Genomic DNA, 18031 nt, shown 5'->3' on the forward strand with positions numbered 1-18031 from the left:
GTTGAGCGGGGAGGGGGCGCTGCCCCCGGCCCATGCGGGCCTCCCCCGAGGTATTGGTGAAAAGATGAAGATGCGCCCGATAATGTCCAGAGCGAATATGTTCGATCTGAAGGATCATCAGAGCGCCTCCGCGATGGTGATCGGGGTTCCGTCTGGAACAAGCGACCAGATCTCGCGCATCTCGGCGTTGGTCACCGCGATGCAGCCGTCGGTCCAGTCCCGCATCAGGTGCAATGCACCCAAGGCCCCCCACCCGTTGGGCAGGCCGTGGATCATGATATTGCCGCCGGGATCGCGCGCCGCGGCTTTGGCTGCGGCCTGATCTGCGGCATTGGGGTAGGAGATATGCAGGCTCAGATGCGCGATGGAGTTTGGATTGCGCCAGTCGATTTCATAGCGCCCTTCGGGGGTGCGCTCGTCGCCCTCGGCCAGTTTGTGGCCTTCGGGTGCGGCCCCAAGCGAGATGTCGTAGCGGCGGATGGTTTCGCCTTGGCGCAGCAGATGCAGCGCGCGGGTGGATTTGATCACGAGGATCTCATCCGCTTGTGCGTGGACTTCGGCCATTGGCGGCGGTGTGCCGGACCCCGTGCGCGCCATCACCTTGGTATAGGAGAAAATGGCGACGCCGAGCCCCAGCCCAAGTAGCCCCAGGCGCAGGATATGCCTGGTGATGCTCATATCAGGGCGGCCACCAGCATCGCCGCGGTCGCGAGATAGCCCACGGCCCAGATCAGGCTGCGCCACGGCACCCAGCCAAAGGCATAGGCCGGGATATAAAGCACCCGCGCGCCGAGGTAGGCAAAGGCGCAGACGGTGGTGAACAGCGAGGATTGCCCCGCGAGCGTGACCACGACGCAGGCGATCGAAAAGAGGATCAGCCCCTCAAAGTGGTTGTTCATCGCACGAAACAGCCGCGCGGTGCGTTTGGAGACCTGATCTTGCAGGTCCCCGCCCATGCGGTCCCGGTCGCGCGGACTGACCGTCTGGCCCGGTTTCAGCTCCAGGTTCGCCGGCACCGCCATCAGGGCGATCTGAAAGACCTGAAGCAGGGCGGCAAGGGTGAGGGCGGTGAGTTCGGGGGTCATTTTACCTCGACATATCGCGAAATAGCTCTGCCAATTCTTGCGCAGTCATTTGCTGCTTCCCTCTTGCCCGGCATCGCCGGGCAGCGCCCGACCCTCCCCACGGGAGGGCGCTTTCGCACCCACCCAGGGTCGGGCGCTGCCCTGATGGTGCTTACAGATCCATCAGCAGGCGGCGGGGATCTTCCAGCGCTTCCTTGACGCGCACGAGGAAGGTCACAGCGCCTTTGCCGTCGACGATGCGGTGGTCATAGGACAGCGCCAGATACATCATCGGGCGGATCTCAACCTTGCCGTTGATCGCCATCGGGCGGTCCTGGATCTTGTGCATGCCCAGGATACCGGACTGCGGCGGGTTCAGGATCGGCGAGGACATCAGCGAGCCATAGACACCGCCGTTGGAGATGGTGAAGGTGCCGCCCTGCATTTCCGCCATCGACAGCTTGCCGTCACGGGCGCGCGCGCCTTTCTCGGCAATCGCCTTCTCAATATCGGCAAAGGACATCGCATCGGCGTCGCGGATGACCGGAACCACCAGACCCGTGGGCGTGCCAGCGGCGATGCCCATGTGGACGAAGTTCTTGTAGACGATGTCGGTGCCGTCGATCTCGGCGTTGACCTCGGGGACCTCTTTCAGCGCGTGGCAGCAGGCCTTGGTGAAGAAGGACATAAAGCCCAGTTTCACGCCGTGTTTCTTCAGGAACAGGTCTTTGTATTCGTTGCGCAGCGCCATCACCTCGGTCATGTCGACCTCATTGTAGGTGGTGAGCATGGCAGCGGTGTTCTGGCTGTCTTTCAGGCGTTTGGCGATGGTCTGGCGCAGACGGGTCATCTTCACCCGCTCTTCACGCGAGGCATCATCGGCAGACACCGGCGCACGCGGGGCGGCGGCGGGCGCCGCAGCAGAGGGGGCGGATTGGGCCGCAGCGATTGCGCTTGCGACATCTTCCTTCATGATGCGACCATCGCGGCCGCTGCCCTTGACGTCGGAGGCGGAGAGACCGGCCTCGGCCATCGCCTTTTCCGCCGATGGCGCATTGGCGACGTCCTTGGACGCGGCGGCAGGCGCGTCACTTGCCGCAGGCGCATCAGCCGGGGCCGCCGCTACCGCTGCGCCGTCGCCGTAGAGGACGCCCAGTTTCGCGGAGGCATCGACCGTGGTGCCTTCCGGCGCTGTGATCTCGGCCAGAACGCCGGCGGCAGGCGCGGGCACCTCGACGGAAACCTTGTCGGTTTCCAGCTCGCAGAGCATTTCGTCCTGTGCGACGCTGTCGCCGACTTTCTTGAACCAGGTGGAGACGGTCGCCTCGGAAACACTTTCGCCCAGGGTCGGCACCATCACATCGACGGATCCCGCGCCTGCGGCCGGGGCCAGGCCTGCGCTGTTGTCGGCTTTCGGCTCCGGGGTTTCCGGGCCCGCTTCGCCAGCCTCGGCGATATTGGCCAGCAGCGCATCGACGCCGACGGTCTCGCCTTCCTTGGCGACGATCTCGGCCAGGGTGCCTGCGGCGGGCGCCGGCACCTCGACGGTCACCTTGTCAGTCTCCAGCTCGCAGAGCATCTCGTCCTGCGCCACGCTGTCACCCGGTTTCTTGAACCAGGTGGCGACGGTGGCTTCGGTCACGGATTCGCCCAGGGTGGGCACGCGCACTTCGGTGGTCATGATCTCAATCTTCCTCAGATGCTCAGCGCTTCGTCAACGAGCGCCGCTTGTTGGGCTTTGTGTTCGCTGGCCAGGCCGGTTGCAGGCGAGGCCGAGGTGGCGCGTCCGACGTAAACCGGACGGGTGTGTTTTGCTTTGATGCGGGTGAGGACCCATTCGATGTTGGGCTCGATAAAGGTCCAGGCGCCCTGGTTCTTGGGCTCTTCCTGACACCAGACCATCTCCGCATCCTTGAACCGCTCCAGCTCCTTCACCAGGCTGATCGCCGGGAAGGGGTAATACTGCTCGATCCGCATGATGTAGACATCGTCGATGCCCCGGGCGTCGCGCTCTTCCAGCAGATCGAAGTAGACCTTGCCGGAGCACAGCACCACGCGCTTGATCTTCTTGTCTTCGACCAGCTTGGTCTCCGACGCGCCGGTTTCCGCGTCATCCCACAGAACCCGGTGGAACGACGATCCGGAGGTGAACTCATGCGCCTTGCTGACCGCAAGCTTGTGACGCAGCAGCGATTTCGGCGTCATCAGGATCAGCGGCTTGCGGAAGGTCCGGTGCAGCTGACGGCGCAGGATGTGGAAGTAGTTCGCCGGCGTCGTACAGTTCGCCACGATCCAGTTGTCCTGACCGCACATCTGCAAAAACCGCTCCAGACGCGCGGAGGAGTGCTCCGGCCCCTGGCCTTCGAACCCGTGCGGCAGCAGGCACACAAGGCCCGACATCCTGAGCCATTTCGATTCACCCGAGGACACGAACTGGTCGAACATGATCTGCGCGCCATTGGCAAAATCGCCGAACTGCGCTTCCCACAACGTCAGCGCGTTGGGCTCGGCCAGCGAGTAGCCATATTCAAACCCCAGCACCGCATATTCCGACAGCGCCGAGTCGATGACCTCGTAAGAGGCCTGACCCTTGCGGATGTTGTTGAGCGGGTAATAGCGCTCTTCGGTGTCCTGATTGACGATGCCCGAATGCCGCTGCGAGAAGGTGCCGCGTGTGGAATCCTGACCGGCCAGACGCACCGGGTAGCCCTCGGTGAGCAGCGAGCCAAACGCCAGCGCCTCGCCGGTGGCCCAGTCAAAGCCCTCGCCGCTGTCGAACATCTTTTTGCGCGCATCGAGGAAACGCCCGATGGTCTTATGCACCGGATAGCCCTCGGGCAGGGTGGTCAGACCCTTGCCGACCTCTTCAAGCGTCTCGGGCTTGATGGCGGTCTCGCCGCGCTGGTAATCTTCGTCCTTGCTGTCGAGGTGCGACCAGCGCCCGTCCAGCCAGTCGGCCTTGTTGGGCTTGAAGTTCTTGCCGGCCTCGAACTCCTCGTTCAGATGCGCCTGAAACGCGGCCTTCATGTCCTCGATCTCGCCCTCGGGGATCAGGCCGTCCTTGACCAGACGTTCCGTATAGAGGCTCAGGGTGGTCTTGTGGCCCTTGATCTTCTTGTACATCAGCGGGTTGGTGAACATCGGCTCATCGCCTTCGTTGTGACCAAACCGGCGGTAGCAGAAGATGTCGATCACCACGTCCTTGTGGAACTTCTGGCGAAACTCGGTTGCGACCTTGGCTGCATGCACCACGGCCTCCGGATCGTCACCGTTGACGTGGAAGATCGGCGCCTCGACCACCAGCGCATTGTCGGTGGGGTAGGGCGAGGAACGCGAGAAATGCGGCGCCGTGGTGAAGCCGATCTGGTTGTTCACAACGATATGCATGGTGCCGCCGGTGCGGTGGCCGCGCAGACCGGAGAGCGCAAAACACTCCGCCACAACGCCCTGACCCGCAAAGGCCGCGTCGCCGTGCAGCAGGATCGGCAGCACCGCGGTGCGATCCGCGCGGTCATTGAGCTGGTCCTGCTTGGCGCGGACCTTGCCCAGCACCACCGGGTTCACCGCCTCAAGGTGCGAGGGGTTCGCGGTCAGCGACAGGTGGACCTTGTTGCCGTCAAACTCGCGGTCCGAGGACGCGCCGAGGTGATATTTCACATCGCCCGAGCCATCCACATCTTCGGGCTTGAACGACCCGCCCTGAAATTCGTTGAAAATCGCGCGGTAGGGCTTTTGCATCACATTGGCCAGAACCGACAGACGGCCCCGGTGCGGCATGCCGATGACGATATCCTTGACGCCCAGATTGCCGCCGCGCTTGATGATCTGCTCCATCGCCGGAATCAGGCTCTCGCCGCCGTCGAGACCAAACCGCTTGGTGCCCATGTATTTGACGTGCAGGAATTTTTCGAACCCTTCGGCCTCGACCATCTTGTTGAGGATCGCCTTGCGGCCCTCGCGGGTGAAGCGGATTTCCTTGTCGTAGCCCTCGATACGCTCCTTCAGCCATGCCGATTGCTCCGGGTCGGAGATATGCATGTACTGCAGCGCAAAGGTGCCGCAATAGGTCCGCTTCACGATGTCGACGATCTGGCGCATCGGTGCGACCTGAAGCCCGAGCACATTGTCGATGAAGATCGGCCGATCCATGTCGGAATCGTTGAAACCGTAGGTTTTGGGGTCCAGCTCCGGGTGGGGCGTGTTGGCGCGCATGCCCAGCGGGTCCAGGTCTGCGGCCAGATGGCCCCGAATCCGGTAGGCCCGGATCAGCATGATGGCGCGGATCGAGTCGAGCACCGCGCGTTTGATGGCGTCATCGGACACCGCAACGCCATGCTCCTTGGCCTTGTCCGCGATCTTCTTGCCGGCGGCCTTGGCTTCGGCCGGGGCGGGCCACTCGCCGGTCAGCGCGCCGGTCAGGTCATCGTTGGGGGTCGGCGGCCAGTCGCTGCGTGCCCAGCTCGGCCCGGCGGCCTCTTTCTTGATGTCCATGTCGCCGTCGCCCATGGCGCGGAAGAACTCTGCCCAGGCGGCGTCCACCGCACCCGGATCATTGGCGTATTGGGCATAGAGCTGCTCCAGATACTCCGCATTGTGCCCCTGCATGAAAGAGGACGCATGAAAGATGTCGTTGGGGCTTTGGTCGGTCATTGTTGTGCCTCATATGGGTTTGGACCGTAAGCAATCAGCCTGTTGTCCGGGGCTGAAAGCCCGAAAGGGCGTAAATTCCGTATCAGGGGGCTGGCGGATCTTGTGGCGAAGGCGGCCAGAGCGCCGCATCAGCAACAGGGTCCGTGGATCTGCGCAGGACAGGCAGAACCGGGGCGGGCGCAAAACGCCCACCCCGCAGATCATCAGATGATCTCTCGCTATATGTCGGATGCGGTTGCATCAGCCGTTTGCGATCGCTTTCTGAACCGCTTCGCCCAGGGTGGCCGGGCTGTCGGCAACCACGATGCCTGCGGATTTCATCGCTTCGATCTTGTCTTCGGCGCCGCCCTTGCCGCCGGCAACGATCGCGCCCGCGTGGCCCATGCGGCGGCCCGGAGGGGCGGTGCGGCCTGCGATGAAGCCCGCGATCGGCTTCCAGCGGCCTTTTTTCTTCTGCTCGGCGATGAATTCCGCCGCTTCTTCCTCGGCAGAGCCACCGATCTCACCGATCATGATGATCGACTGGGTTTCCGGATCGTCGAGGAACATGTCCAGCACGTCGATATGCTCTGTGCCCTTGATCGGGTCGCCGCCGATACCCACGGCAGAGGACTGGCCCAGACCGATGTCGGAGGTCTGCTTCACCGCCTCATAGGTCAGGGTACCGGACCGGGACACAACACCAACCGAGCCACGCTTGTGGATGTGGCCGGGCATGATGCCGATCTTGCACGCGTCGGGGGTGATCACGCCGGGGCAGTTGGGGCCGATCAGGCGCGATTTGGAGCCTTCGAGAGCGCGCTGCACCTTCATCATGTCCAGAACCGGGATGCCCTCGGTGATGCAGACGATCAGTTCCATCTCGGCGTCGATCGCCTCCATGATGGAATCGGCGGCAAACGGCGGCGGCACGTAGATCACCGAAGCGTTGGCCTCGGTCACATGCTTGGCTTCATGCACGGAGTTGAACACCGGCAGGTCGAGGTGGGTCTGACCGCCCTTGCCGGGGGTCACGCCGCCGACCATCTTGGTGCCATAGGCGATGGCCTGTTCGGTGTGGAAGGTGCCCTGAGAGCCGGTGAGACCCTGACAGATGACTTTGGTGTTTTCGTCGATGAGGACTGCCATGATGTCCTTTCCTTTCGATTATGCGGTTTGTGCCTCGGCGGCACGTGCCGCGCTGTCGTCGGTGAGCGCCCGATCCGCATAGGTGACCCGCACAAGCCGTGCGCGCCCCGAGATCAGGCGAAGGAGATGCAGGGGCAGAGCGCGCAGCTCGGCCATGCCCCGCAGGCGTTTTTGTTTGCGGTAGAGCGCACCTCGGGGCTTGCGTTGCGCATGGCCCAGAAAGGTGCCCTCGTCAGGAGGGGTGTTGCCCTGTGTGACCAGGGCAGGGGTGATCTGATGCGGGGTCAGGCTCCGCGCGGGCCCGGACACCATCGGGTTGAACAAAAGCGAGTCCACGGTCTGGTCGAACGGCGCCTGCGCCAGCAGCACCTCGGCCCCGCGCCGGGTCAGCATGTAGCCCGCCGCGCCGGGATAGCGCGACAGCATCGGCGCCACGTCGCGGCCCAGATGCCTGTAGGGTTTGGTGCCCAGCATGACTTTCATGGTCTCGCTGCGCCAGAACTCCAGACTGAGCAGATCGCAGCCCTGCGGCCACCAGCTCAGATCCGCGGTCCATTGGCGCAACTCCGACGAGATGAAGACGTCATCCTCAAAAATGAGGGCAACATCCGCATCCGACGCCAGAAACTGCTCCCAAACCTTGGCGTGGCTCAGGGTGCAGGCCATGTTGCCATGGGCAAACACCCCCCAGGGGCCAAAGCTCTTGCATTGCTGCAACAGCTCCGCTTCCGGAGTGGTTTCCAGATCCACGGCGGACACGAACTCAGCCTCCAGACCGGCATCGGACAGGGCGGCCTGCATCGCGGCATGCCGACCCGTCGCCCGGTCGAGAGAGATCATGTATGTCGCCAGCTTCATGCCCGGAAACCATTCAGATCCTGCGCTCCCCGAACCGGTTGGCTCGGGGAAGGCGGGTCAGCCCTTCACCGCTTTCACGATCTTCTCGGCCCCATCGGACAGATCATCCGCGGCAATCACGTTCAGGCCGGAGGTCGCGATGATCTCTTTGCCCTTCTCGACGTTGGTGCCTTCGAGACGCACAACCAGCGGAACCTCAAGACCGACTTCCTTCACGGCCGCGATCACGCCTTCTGCGATCACGTCGCAGCGCATGATGCCGCCAAAGATGTTCACCAGGATGCCTTTGACGTTCTTGTCGGAGGTGATGATCTTGAACGCTTCGGTCACTTTCTCCTTGGTGGCGCCGCCGCCCACATCGAGGAAGTTCGCAGGCTCCGCGCCATACAGCTTGATGATGTCCATGGTGGCCATCGCCAGACCTGCGCCGTTCACCATGCAGCCGATCTCGCCATCCAGCGCGATGTAGTTCAGGTCGTATTTCGACGCTTCCAGCTCCTTGGGGTCTTCCTCGGTGGTGTCGCGCAGCTCGGCGATGTCGGCGTGGCGATAGATCGCGTTGCCGTCAAACCCGACCTTGGCGTCCAGCACCTTGAGGTCGCCGCTGTCGGTCACGATCAGCGGGTTGATCTCCAGCATCTCCATGTCCTTGTCGATGAAGGCCTGGTAGAGCTGACCCATCAGCTTGACGCACTGCTTCACCTGCGCGCCTTCAAGGCCGAGGGAGAAGGCGATGCGACGGCCGTGGTAGGGCTGGTAGCCGGTGGCCGGATCGACGGAGAAGGACAGGATCTTTTCCGGGGTCTCTGCGGCGACCTCTTCGATGTCCATGCCGCCCTCGGTGGAGCATACAAACGACACGCGCGAGGTCACGCGGTCCACCAGCAGCGCCAGATAGAGCTCGGTCTGGATGCCGGAGCCAGCTTCGATGTAGATCCGGTTGACCTGCTTGCCCGCCGGGCCGGTCTGATGGGTCACAAGGGTGCGGCCCAGCATCTTCTTGGCTTCTTCTGCGGCTTCTTCCACCGATTTGGTCAGGCGCACGCCGCCTTTTTCGCCCGCATCGGCCTCCTTGAAGGAGCCCTTGCCGCGGCCACCCGCGTGGATCTGGGCCTTCACCACCCAGAGCGGCCCGTCCAGCTCACCGGCTGCGGTCTTGGCTTCGTCGGCTTTCTTCACCACGCGCCCGTCGGAAACCGGAGCGCCGTAGCTGCGGAGGAGGGCCTTGGCCTGATATTCGTGGATGTTCATGAGAAACTGTCCCGTCTGGCTGCAATTGTCCCTTGCTAGTACGCCGTCTTCAAACAGGAGGTTAAAGGGTTTTCTGCCCGGTGAGCGCTAAATGATGAAGTTTTTTCGGATTTGTGATCACAGGTTTGCGGGGTGTGATCACATAACTGAAACGCTAAAAAACAGCCGATTCGTGCAGGCATTCCCCGAAGGCGGATGAAGGATGTGCCCGGCGTCAAGAGGCTTCCAGCAACTGGAGGTCACTGTTTGCAGCGGCTGTCGGGGCGGTTTCCAGTGACCAGTATCCGGGCGCTTCGTCGCCCTCGGGCGACGTTGGGGGCGGGCGTTTCAAGTGACCACATTGATTCTGTGGGGGCTGTCCCCTGGCCGTCACGGTCTGGGCAGGCGATAGACCTCGACCGCGCGCCCGCAGCTCGGGTCCAGGGTGCGCCGGTCAAATACCAGCCCGAGCTTTTGCATGATGCGCCCGGAGGCGGCGTTTTTGGGTTGGTAGATGCTGACGATCTCCGTCAGGCCGCGCGTCCCGACGCCAAACTCCAGCGCCGCCCTTGCCGCTTCGCTGGCGTAGCCGTGCCCCCAGTGTGCCTTGGCAAACCGCCAGCCGATCTCGACCGCGGGGAGGACCTCCGGCAGGAACCCGGGCCAGGACAACCCGGCAAAGCCGATCAGGTCGCCGGTGGCCTTCGATTGCACCGCGAACAGACCATATCCGCGCTCCGCCCAATGCGCCTCGAAGGATGCGATGCGTCGCGCGGTCTCCTCGGTCGTCAGGGTCGCGCCAGTGCCGATGTAGCGCATGACATCCGGGTCAGCGCAGATCGCGGCAAAGGGGGTCAAATCAACCGGTTTCCAGCCGCGCAGGAGCAGGCGTTGGGTCTCGATCTCCGGCGGTGTCTTGTGCGGGGGCATGTGCGGGGGCTCCACAATTGCGGTGCAGCGTGACACCGCAGGGACAAGAAAAAAGCGCCCCGGAACAGGGCGCTTTGATCTGTGCTATCGCGTCGTGGCTCAGGCCAGCGAGCTGTCGATGCCCTTGCAGGCGTCCACGAGACCCTTGACCGCGTTCACGGAGGTGTCGAACATGGCCTGCTCTTCCGCGTTCAGGTTGATGTCGACGATGCGCTCGATGCCGCCGGCACCGATCACGGTCGGCACACCGACGTACATGCCGTTCAGACCCAGCGCGCCGTCCACATAGGCGGCACAGGGCAGGACGCGTTTTTGGTCTTTGAGGTAGGCTTCGGCCATCTCGATCGCCGAGGTCGCCGGCGCGTAATAGGCAGAGCCGGTTTTCAACAGGCCAACGATTTCGGCGCCGCCATCACGGGTGCGCTGCACGATGGCGTCGAGCTTGTCCTGGGTGGTCCAGCCCATCTTCACCAGATCGGGCAGCGGGATGCCGGCCACGGTGGAGTAGCGCACCGACGGCACCATGGTGTCGCCATGGCCGCCCAGCACAAATGCGGTGACGTCTTTCATCGAGACGTTGAATTCCTCGGCGAGGAAGTGGCGGAAGCGGGCGCTGTCCAGCACGCCCGCCATGCCGCAGACTTTTTCATGCGGCAGGCCGGAGAATTCGCGCAGCGCCCAGACCATCGCGTCGAGCGGGTTGGTGATGCAGATCACAAACGCGTCGGGGGCGTTGTCGCGGATGCCTTCGCCGACGGACTTCATTACCTTGAGGTTGATGCCCAGCAGGTCGTCGCGGGACATGCCCGGCTTGCGCGGCACACCTGCGGTTACGATGCAGACGTCTGCGCCCGCGATGTCGGCATAGTCCTGTGTGCCCTTGAGGCTGGCGTCAAAGCCCTCGGACGGACCGGATTCGGCAATGTCCAGCGCCTTGCCTTCGGGGGTGCCTTCGGCGATGTCGAACAGAACGACGTCGCCAAGTTCCTTGAGGGCTGCAAGATGCGCGAGGGTGCCACCGATCTGACCTGCGCCGATAAGGGCGATTTTGGGTCGTGCCATGGGATAATCTCTCCGGTCCGGTTGATTTCTGACCCGATGCCTACGGCGTTCGGTGCCGCTTCGCAAGTGTTCTGCGATGCGGCATTTCCGGAGAGGGGTGCTGCTTTGTGCCTGTTTGCGACAACATGTGTTGATTTTGCGAAGGAAGTCGGGCGCCGGATGGCGCGGCCGACCCCGCTGCTGCACCCTGACACTGGCGTCGCGGGGCGCCCCGGCACGGCACTGTGCCGAGACGATGCACGCGGATGGTCATCGCTGGTGAAGCGGCGAATCGGGGGACCTGCGCATCCCCGATGCCCGGGTTTTGCAGACCCTTCCCTGCGCCCATGCCCGCAGCCGTGGCCGCACGTGGCCTGACCACATGTGGCCTTGCCCGAACGCGTACCCACGCGCGGGGTGACCTGACCCGAACGCGTCCCCGCGTACGGGGCGTGGCGGCCGGGTCCGGTGCGATCAGGCGTCGGTGTCCATCGCCGGCAGCGCCTCGGCCAGGACCTCGTAGGACTGGCCCGAAGCCACCAGGCAGGTCATGCCGTTGGGAGTGGTGACGGTGATGGTCCAGGAGCCGGTCTCGTTGGAGGCAAATGTCTCCATCACCATGCCCTGCTGGCCCATGCCGATGCTCTGGCGGCTCTCGCCATATTTCTCGGCCAGCCGCTTCACGACCATTTCGCGCGGCGCGCAATTCTGGCTCTGGGCGGTGGCCATCTGGGCGGTCAGGGCCAGGATCAGCCCTGCGGAGAATGTGAACAGCGTCTTCATCATAGGTTTTACCCCTTTCGGAACGGCTCCCCCGGCAGGGCGCCGAAGAGGCACCCCGGCGACCTGGGACGGACCGGTTTTCTGGTGACGTAATCATGACTGCGGACCCAAGGCCCACATGGCGCCAGAGCGGAACACCCGCCGGAGAAGAGCGCCGGTATGGTTCAGACTGACAGAGAGGTCCAAAGAACTGGTTAATGGGGCGTTCATGTTGTAATTCAAGCGTTTATCAGATTTCCGACACGCGCCACCTGGATAATTTCTGCGATGCGGCGCAATTCGCCTTGAAATTATTCCGCGTCAAATGTAGCGATTTGGGTAATATTGTGACTTTGTCAGATCTGGAGAGCCCCATGGATCCGCGCGCCCGCCCTCATCGTTCCGTCCTCTATATTCCGGGATCAAAGCCCCGGGCGCTGGACAAGGCCCGCAGCCTGCCGGTGGATGCGATCATCTTTGATCTGGAGGATGCGGTCTCGGTCGAGGAGAAGGACAACGCCCGCGCCACCCTGGCCGAGGCGCTGGCGGCAGGCGGCTATGGCAACCGCGTGAAGATCGTGCGGATCAACGGGCTCGACACCGCATGGGGGCGTGCGGATGCAGAGGCGGCTGCCAACATGGGATGTGACGCCATCCTCCTGCCGAAGGTGTCTTCGCCCGCCGACCTCGACGCGCTGGCAAAGATCACCGGGGACCTGCCGCTGTGGGCGATGATGGAGACGCCGCAGGGCATGCTGAACGCCGCCCAGATCGCCGCACATCCACGGCTGCAGGGGCTTGTTATGGGCACCAATGATCTGGCCAAGGACATGCAGACCCGGTTCCGCGCCGATCGCCTGCCGTTGATGAGCGGTCTTGGATTGTGCCTGCTGGCGGCCAAGGCGGCGGGCAAGGTGATCGTCGACGGGGTCTACAACGCCTTCAAGGACGACGCGGGGCTGATGGCGGAATGCGAACAGGGTCGCGACATGGGGTTCGACGGCAAGACGCTGATCCACCCGGCGCAGGTGGAGATCGCCAACCGCGCCTTTGCGCCGTCGGAGGCCGAGGTCGATCTGGCGCGCCGCCAGATCGCCGCCTTTGACGCCGCCGCTGCCGCGGGGCAGGGGGTGGCCGTGGTCGATGGCCGCATTGTTGAAAACCTGCATGTTGTGACCGCGCGTGAAATCATCGCGAAAGCAGATGCAATTGCCTCTCTCAGCGGATAGGGCTGTATTCAGGCACCGGTCTGATGTTGGAGAAAGACATGGCACTTCTGATACTTGGCATAATCCTGTGGTGGGCCGCCCACCTGTTCAAACGCCTCGCCCCGGCGCAACGCGCTGCCCTGGGCGACAAGGGCAAGGGGCTGGTGGCGCTGGCGCTGCTGGCGAGCGTGGTGCTGATGGTCATCGGCTATCGCGGCATCGACTACATCCATGTCTGGGCGCCGCCGTCCTTCATGGTGCATATCAACAACTCGCTGATGGTGCTGGCGCTGTTCTTCACTAGCCCGGGCCCGCGCAAGGGGCGGCTGTTTCACAAGATGCGCCACCCGATGCTGCTGGGCTTCTCGCTCTGGGCGGTGGCGCATCTGCTGGTCAACGGTGATCTGGCCTCGGTGATCCTGTTCGGGTCGCTGCTGGTCTGGGCCGGGGTCGAGGTCATGGCGATCAACCGCGCCGAGCCGGAGTGGACCCCAGGCCCCAAGGGCACCACCGCCAAGGGGCTGATGTTCCTGGCGATTTCCTTCCTGCTGGTCGGTGTGATCGGCTATATCCACGGGCTCATCGGGCCCTCTCCATTTCCGGGATAACACATGAAACTCTATCGATTCCTGAGCGAGGACGACACCTCTGCCTTCTGCCACAAGGTCACCGAGGCGCTGAACAAGGGCTGGGAGCTCTACGGCAGCCCGACCCAGACCTTTGACCCCGTGAAGGGCATCATGCGCTGCGGCCAGTCGGTGGTGAAGGAGGTGGACGGCACCTATACCCCCGACACCAAGCTGGGGGCGCACTGACATGACCAAGACCAACCGCGGGCGTTTCTTCGAGGATTACCGGCTGGGCGAGGTGATCCGCCACGCGGTGCCACGCACGGTCTCGGGCGGCGAGCGGGCGCTCTATCATGCGCTCTACCCGGCGCGGCATGCGCTCTATTCCTCGGATGAATTTGCCCGCGCGGTTGGTCTTGGTCAGGACACAGGCGCGCCGCTGGATGATCTGGCGGCGTTCCACATCGTCTTTGGCAAGACGGTGCCGGATATCTCGCTGAACGCAGTGGCCAATCTGGGCTATGCCGAGGGGCGCTGGCATCTGCCGGTCTACGCGGGCGATACGCTGCGAGCCGAGAGCGAGGTGATCGGGCTCAAGCAGAATTCCAACGGCAAGACCGGGGTGGTCTGGGTGCGCACGCGCGGGCTCAACCAGCGCGACGACTGCGTGCTGGACTATGTGCGCTGGGTGATGGTGCGCAAGGGAAACCTCGACGCCGACGCACCGGAGACCCGGGTGCCGGAGCTGCAACCGGCCCTGACTGCGGCAGACCTGTCGCTGCCAGCGGGGCTTGATTTCACCTCCTATGATTTTGAACTGGCCGGAGAGCCGCATCGCTGGGGCGACTACGCCATCGGCGAGCAGATCGACCATGTGGATGGTGTCACCGTGGAGGAGGCCGAGCATATGCTGGCCACCCGCCTGTGGCAGAACACCGCCAAGGTGCATTTCGACACCACCGCGCGCCCCGATGGCACCCGGCTGATCTATGGCGGTCACGTGATCTCCATGGCGCGGGCGCTGTCGTTCAACGGGCTGGCCAATGCGCAGATGATCGTGGGGCTCAATGGCGGCGCGCATGCAAACCCCTGCGTGTCCGGCACCACGATCCGCGCCTGGTCCGAGGTGCTCGACAAGGCAGAGACCGACAGGCCCGGCGTCGGAGCGATCCGCTTGCGGCTGGTTGCAACCTCCGGCGGCGCGCCGTTCCAGCTCAGGGGCGCGGATGGCAAATACCTGCCCGAGGTGCTGCTGGATCTCGACTACTGGGCGTTGATGCCTGTCTGAGCTGCCTGTCTGACCCGCGCGTCTGGTCCAGCGGCTGCCATTCAGGCGATGCGCCGGTGCCGCGGCCCGGCAATGACATATGCGCGAGGTCGCGGCTGTGGTCGCGCTTTGATCTTGCCCCCACGGGCCTGTGGCCGCAGTCTCGATCCCATGCGCGATGTGATCCTCTTGGCTGTGAGTGCGGTCGCTGCCCTGTTGCCGGGGAGCGCGCGCGCCTGCGACCTTGCGCTGGTGCTGGCGGTGGATGTCTCCGGCTCTGTCGATCCGCGCGAGTATGACCTGCAGATGCAGGGGCTGGCCTTTGCTCTGCGCGACCCGCTGGTCAGCGAGGCCCTGGTGCGGGCAGAGGCGCAGGTGGCGCTGGTGCAATGGAGCGGCATGTCCCGTCAGGCCCTGACGGTGCCCTGGACCGCGGTGCCGGATTTTGTCGCGCTGGAGGGGTTCGCCGATGCGGTGGAACAGAGTTCCCGCAAGTGGCGCAACTACTCCACCGCCATCGGCGAGCTGCTGACCTTTGCCTTGCCGATGTTCGACGCGGTTCCGCAGTGCCGCCGCCGGGTGGTGGATGTGTCGGGCGACGGGCCGTCGAACGAGGGCATCGCCCCCGAGGCGCTGCGGGCCCGGCTGACGGCGGCGCGGGTCACCGTCAACGCCATTGCGATCGAGGCCAGCGAGGACGACCTCGCCGCCTATTTCTTCGAACATGTCATCCACGGCCCCGGCGCCTTTGTGGTCTATGCGGACAGTTATGAGGACTACCCGCGCGAAATCCGCAAGAAGCTGCTGCGCGAGGTGGTGAAGCAGACCGCCGGGCTTGCCCGCTGATCCGACCTGACCTGATCCGACCTAACTCGAGCTGACCTGACACGACCGGCGCGGGTCGGCGCGGCGGCGCTCAGGACAGCAGCAGGGCCACCCGCTCCGGCACGTCCTTCAGCATCTGCGCGCGGGTCCATCCGGCCCGGCCGCGGAACATGTAGCCCTGGCGGATGTCGAACAGCAGCGCCGCCCGTTCCCGCGCCGGAAAATCGGGCGGCAGGGTGCCCTTGTCGATCTCGCGCTGAAAGCGGGCCGTCAGCCGCGCCTCGGCCTCGCAGATCGTCTCCTCGACGCGCGCGGCCACGCCCTCCACCTGACCAACCGAGGCCACGACGCTGGAGCTGATAAAGCAGCCCTTGGCGCCGCTGTCATGCTCTGTGGCCGACGTGATGACCGCGACCAGAAAGCCGCGCAGCGCGGTTTCGATGTCCTCTTCGCCCTCCAGCACGACCAGCGGCGTGCAGGCATCCGAGGCGCGGTAGTGGTCGATGGTCTTGAGGTAGAGATCACGCTTGTCGCCGAACGCCGCATAGAGGCTTGGCCCGGTGATCCCCATGGCCCCGGTGAGATCGCGCATCGAGGCGCCATCATAGCCCTTCTCCCAGAACACGGCCATCGCCTTCAGCAACGCCTGATCGTAGTCGAAAGTCCGGGGGCGGCCTAATTTTTTTGTAACGCTCAATATAGAATCCTTGACGCCCTGTGTGTTCGCTACTTATGTATCAATCAATACATATAAGGAGTCCCCGAAATTGACCAGTCCCAAACTTGCCGCCGGAACGGTGTTTCCGGCGATCACCCTTCCTGTGCTTGATGGCGGCACGCGCGACATTTCAACGCCCGCTGCGGGCTTTGACTGGATGCTTGTCGTTGTCTATCGCGGCAAACATTGCCCGCTGTGCACCCAATACCTGCGCCAGCTGAACGACACCCTCGACGATCTGCATGCGCTGGGCGTCGATGTGGTGGCGGTGTCTGCCGACAGTGCCGTCCGTGCCGCCGCCCAGATGGCGGAGGTGAGCCCTCGTTACGAGGTGGCCTACGGGCTGTCCGTGGACCAGATGCAGGCGCTTGGCCTCTATGTTTCCGATCCCCGGAACGGGCAGGACGTGTCAGAGCCCTTCGCGGAGCCGGGCCTGTTTGTGCTGAACCAGGATCGGGTGCTGCAAATCATCGACATCTCGAACGTGCCCTTTGCCCGCCCGGATCTGGCCTGGATCGCCAAGGGCATCGGGTTTCGTCGCGGCCCCATGAAGGCCGCGCCTGTCAACGGCACCTATGCCGCCTAAAACGGAGACCCCCATGACACAGACCCCCGAGCAAGCCCTGCAGGACAAGGTGCAGGACCTGATGACCTTCGGCACCAGCGCCAATATGGCAGAGCTGGACAGGATCTATCACGACGACATCGTGGTCATGGATCTGAGCATCGACGGCCGTCTCGTCACCCTGGACAAGCAGGGTTTCATGGCGCTGATCGGCGAGTCCTTCAAGGACAAGATCCCCGAAGAGCACATGTGGTCGAAGATCCACAGCCTGACGGTGAGCGGTGATCGCGGCCATGTGCTGATCTCCCGCAAGATCCCGGTGGGCGGGCCCAGGATGCATATTGATCTCAGCATCGACTTTGTGTTCGAGGAAGGACGCTGGCAGGTGACGCGAGAGGTCAACTTCAGCCGCCCGGATGCCGACGCAACCTGACACCAAAGCCGCCTGACCGCGCGCGGATCAGCGCGCGGATCAGATACCGAGGCCGGCAGCATGTGACCCTGCCGGCCTTTGCGCGCGGGCGCCGGGCTTGCGATCGCAAGCCGCTCTGGCAGCGCTGCGTGGCCCGGGTCAGCACCGGATCTGTGGCAGATGGTCCGGTCCCGGGGGGATCGGGAATGCCTCTGCCTTGCATGGGCGGTGCTGATTCTGACTGTTCTACTTGGGATCGGAGTTTGTGATCACAGCAATCTGGCTTGTGATCACAACGTGGAGAAATTGCCACAAACGGCAGCGTTAACAGGCGATTTTTACCACTCGTTTGCGTGACAGTGCGCAAAAATAGGCTAAAACGTCGTCAGCTAACCGGAAAGGAGCCAACATGGCCGATGTCAATCGGGGCAACCGCCCGCTATCGCCCTTTATGATTGGGCCGTACTACCGGCCGCAGCTTACCTCCATCTCCTCCATCATGGTCCGGATCACCGGCATTGCCTCGCTCGGGGCGGCGTTGCTGGTGGTGTGGTGGTTGCTGGCGGCTGCGACCTCCGCGTCGTCCTTTGCAGTGATCGACGGGCTCTTGCGCAGCTTTGTCGGCGACATTGTGCTGCTGCTCGCAAGCTGGGCGATCTTCTACCACATGCTGGGCCGCCTACGGCACGTGATCTGGGACTTCGGCTACTGCCTTGAGGTCTCCACCTCCGAAAAGATGGCGCGCGGCATGTTCGTGGGCGCAACCGTGCTGGCTATCCTCGCCGCCATCGTGCTGTAAGGAGA

The 18031-nt window shown here is 63.7% G+C and carries 19 protein-coding genes; 8 read left to right on the forward strand and 11 right to left on the reverse strand.

Annotated features, from left to right (window positions below):
- Window positions 1-117: 117 nt before the first annotated feature.
- From MHM97_RS01310 to MHM97_RS01355, 10 genes are all read right to left on the reverse strand, one after another.
- Window positions 118-678, reverse strand: a complete 561-nt coding sequence (locus MHM97_RS01310; protein WP_239318754.1) for a L,D-transpeptidase family protein — start codon at window positions 676-678, stop codon at window positions 118-120.
- Window positions 675-1085: an MAPEG family protein gene (locus MHM97_RS01315; protein ID WP_239318755.1), complete on the reverse strand. Its 411-nt coding sequence runs from the start codon at window positions 1083-1085 to the stop codon at window positions 675-677. The genes MHM97_RS01310 and MHM97_RS01315 overlap by 4 nt, the downstream gene beginning before the upstream one ends.
- A gap of 151 nt (window positions 1086-1236) precedes the next feature.
- A complete protein-coding gene (odhB, locus tag MHM97_RS01320; protein ID WP_239318757.1) occupies window positions 1237-2745 on the reverse strand; it encodes a 2-oxoglutarate dehydrogenase complex dihydrolipoyllysine-residue succinyltransferase in 1509 nt (502 codons plus the stop codon).
- A 14-nt stretch (window positions 2746-2759) separates the two neighbouring features.
- A complete protein-coding gene (locus MHM97_RS01325; RefSeq protein ID WP_239318758.1) occupies window positions 2760-5714 on the reverse strand; it encodes a 2-oxoglutarate dehydrogenase E1 component in 2955 nt (984 codons plus the stop codon).
- Window positions 5715-5954: 240 nt separating this feature from the next.
- On the reverse strand, window positions 5955-6842 hold the full coding sequence (gene sucD / locus MHM97_RS01330; RefSeq protein WP_239318759.1) for a succinate--CoA ligase subunit alpha: 888 nt from the start codon (window positions 6840-6842) through the stop codon (window positions 5955-5957).
- Between the two features lie 18 nt (window positions 6843-6860).
- Window positions 6861-7700 (reverse strand): glycosyltransferase family 25 protein, encoded by an 840-nt coding sequence (locus MHM97_RS01335; protein ID WP_239318760.1) that lies wholly within the window; start codon window positions 7698-7700, stop codon window positions 6861-6863.
- A gap of 57 nt (window positions 7701-7757) precedes the next feature.
- Window positions 7758-8951, reverse strand: coding sequence for an ADP-forming succinate--CoA ligase subunit beta (gene sucC, locus MHM97_RS01340; RefSeq protein ID WP_239318761.1), 1194 nt, complete (start codon window positions 8949-8951; stop codon window positions 7758-7760).
- A 369-nt stretch (window positions 8952-9320) separates the two neighbouring features.
- Window positions 9321-9860, reverse strand: a complete 540-nt coding sequence (locus MHM97_RS01345) for a GNAT family N-acetyltransferase (protein WP_239318762.1) — start codon at window positions 9858-9860, stop codon at window positions 9321-9323.
- A gap of 99 nt (window positions 9861-9959) precedes the next feature.
- On the reverse strand, window positions 9960-10922 hold the full coding sequence (gene mdh, locus MHM97_RS01350) for a malate dehydrogenase (RefSeq protein ID WP_239318763.1): 963 nt from the start codon (window positions 10920-10922) through the stop codon (window positions 9960-9962).
- 453 nt (window positions 10923-11375) lie between these two features.
- Window positions 11376-11687 (reverse strand): hypothetical protein, encoded by a 312-nt coding sequence (locus MHM97_RS01355; protein WP_239318764.1) that lies wholly within the window; start codon window positions 11685-11687, stop codon window positions 11376-11378.
- A 350-nt stretch (window positions 11688-12037) separates the two neighbouring features.
- On the opposite strand from MHM97_RS01355, the gene MHM97_RS01360 reads away from it, so the two are divergent.
- The 5 genes from MHM97_RS01360 (at window position 12038) to MHM97_RS01380 (ending at window position 15553) form a co-directional block, all read left to right on the forward strand.
- A complete protein-coding gene (locus MHM97_RS01360) occupies window positions 12038-12892 on the forward strand; it encodes an HpcH/HpaI aldolase/citrate lyase family protein (protein ID WP_239318765.1) in 855 nt (284 codons plus the stop codon).
- Between the two features lie 38 nt (window positions 12893-12930).
- Window positions 12931-13479: an NnrU family protein gene (locus MHM97_RS01365; RefSeq protein ID WP_239318767.1), complete on the forward strand. Its 549-nt coding sequence runs from the start codon at window positions 12931-12933 to the stop codon at window positions 13477-13479.
- Window positions 13480-13482: 3 nt separating this feature from the next.
- Window positions 13483-13686 carry a DUF1737 domain-containing protein gene (locus MHM97_RS01370; RefSeq protein WP_068240441.1) on the forward strand — a complete coding sequence of 68 codons (204 nt, stop codon included), beginning with the start codon at window positions 13483-13485 and terminating at the stop codon, window positions 13684-13686.
- 1 nt (window position 13687) lies between these two features.
- Entirely contained in the window at window positions 13688-14728 is a 1041-nt protein-coding gene (locus MHM97_RS01375) for a MaoC family dehydratase (RefSeq protein WP_239318769.1), read from the forward strand.
- Window positions 14729-14878: 150 nt separating this feature from the next.
- Entirely contained in the window at window positions 14879-15553 is a 675-nt protein-coding gene (locus MHM97_RS01380; RefSeq protein WP_239318774.1) for a DUF1194 domain-containing protein, read from the forward strand.
- A gap of 70 nt (window positions 15554-15623) precedes the next feature.
- Here MHM97_RS01380 and MHM97_RS01385 read toward each other — a convergent pair whose 3' ends face one another.
- Window positions 15624-16229, reverse strand: coding sequence for a TetR/AcrR family transcriptional regulator (locus MHM97_RS01385; RefSeq protein ID WP_239318775.1), 606 nt, complete (start codon window positions 16227-16229; stop codon window positions 15624-15626).
- A 70-nt stretch (window positions 16230-16299) separates the two neighbouring features.
- On the opposite strand from MHM97_RS01385, the gene MHM97_RS01390 reads away from it, so the two are divergent.
- The 3 genes from MHM97_RS01390 (at window position 16300) to sdhC (ending at window position 18026) form a co-directional block, all read left to right on the forward strand.
- A complete protein-coding gene (locus tag MHM97_RS01390; protein WP_239318776.1) occupies window positions 16300-16836 on the forward strand; it encodes a redoxin domain-containing protein in 537 nt (178 codons plus the stop codon).
- A 13-nt stretch (window positions 16837-16849) separates the two neighbouring features.
- On the forward strand, window positions 16850-17248 hold the full coding sequence (locus MHM97_RS01395) for a hypothetical protein (protein WP_239318777.1): 399 nt from the start codon (window positions 16850-16852) through the stop codon (window positions 17246-17248).
- Window positions 17249-17636: 388 nt separating this feature from the next.
- Window positions 17637-18026, forward strand: coding sequence for a succinate dehydrogenase, cytochrome b556 subunit (gene sdhC, locus MHM97_RS01400; protein WP_239318779.1), 390 nt, complete (start codon window positions 17637-17639; stop codon window positions 18024-18026).
- Window positions 18027-18031 lie beyond the last annotated feature (5 nt).

This window comes from Epibacterium sp. Ofav1-8, assembly GCF_022348185.1.
Lineage (GTDB): Bacteria > Pseudomonadota > Alphaproteobacteria > Rhodobacterales > Rhodobacteraceae > Epibacterium.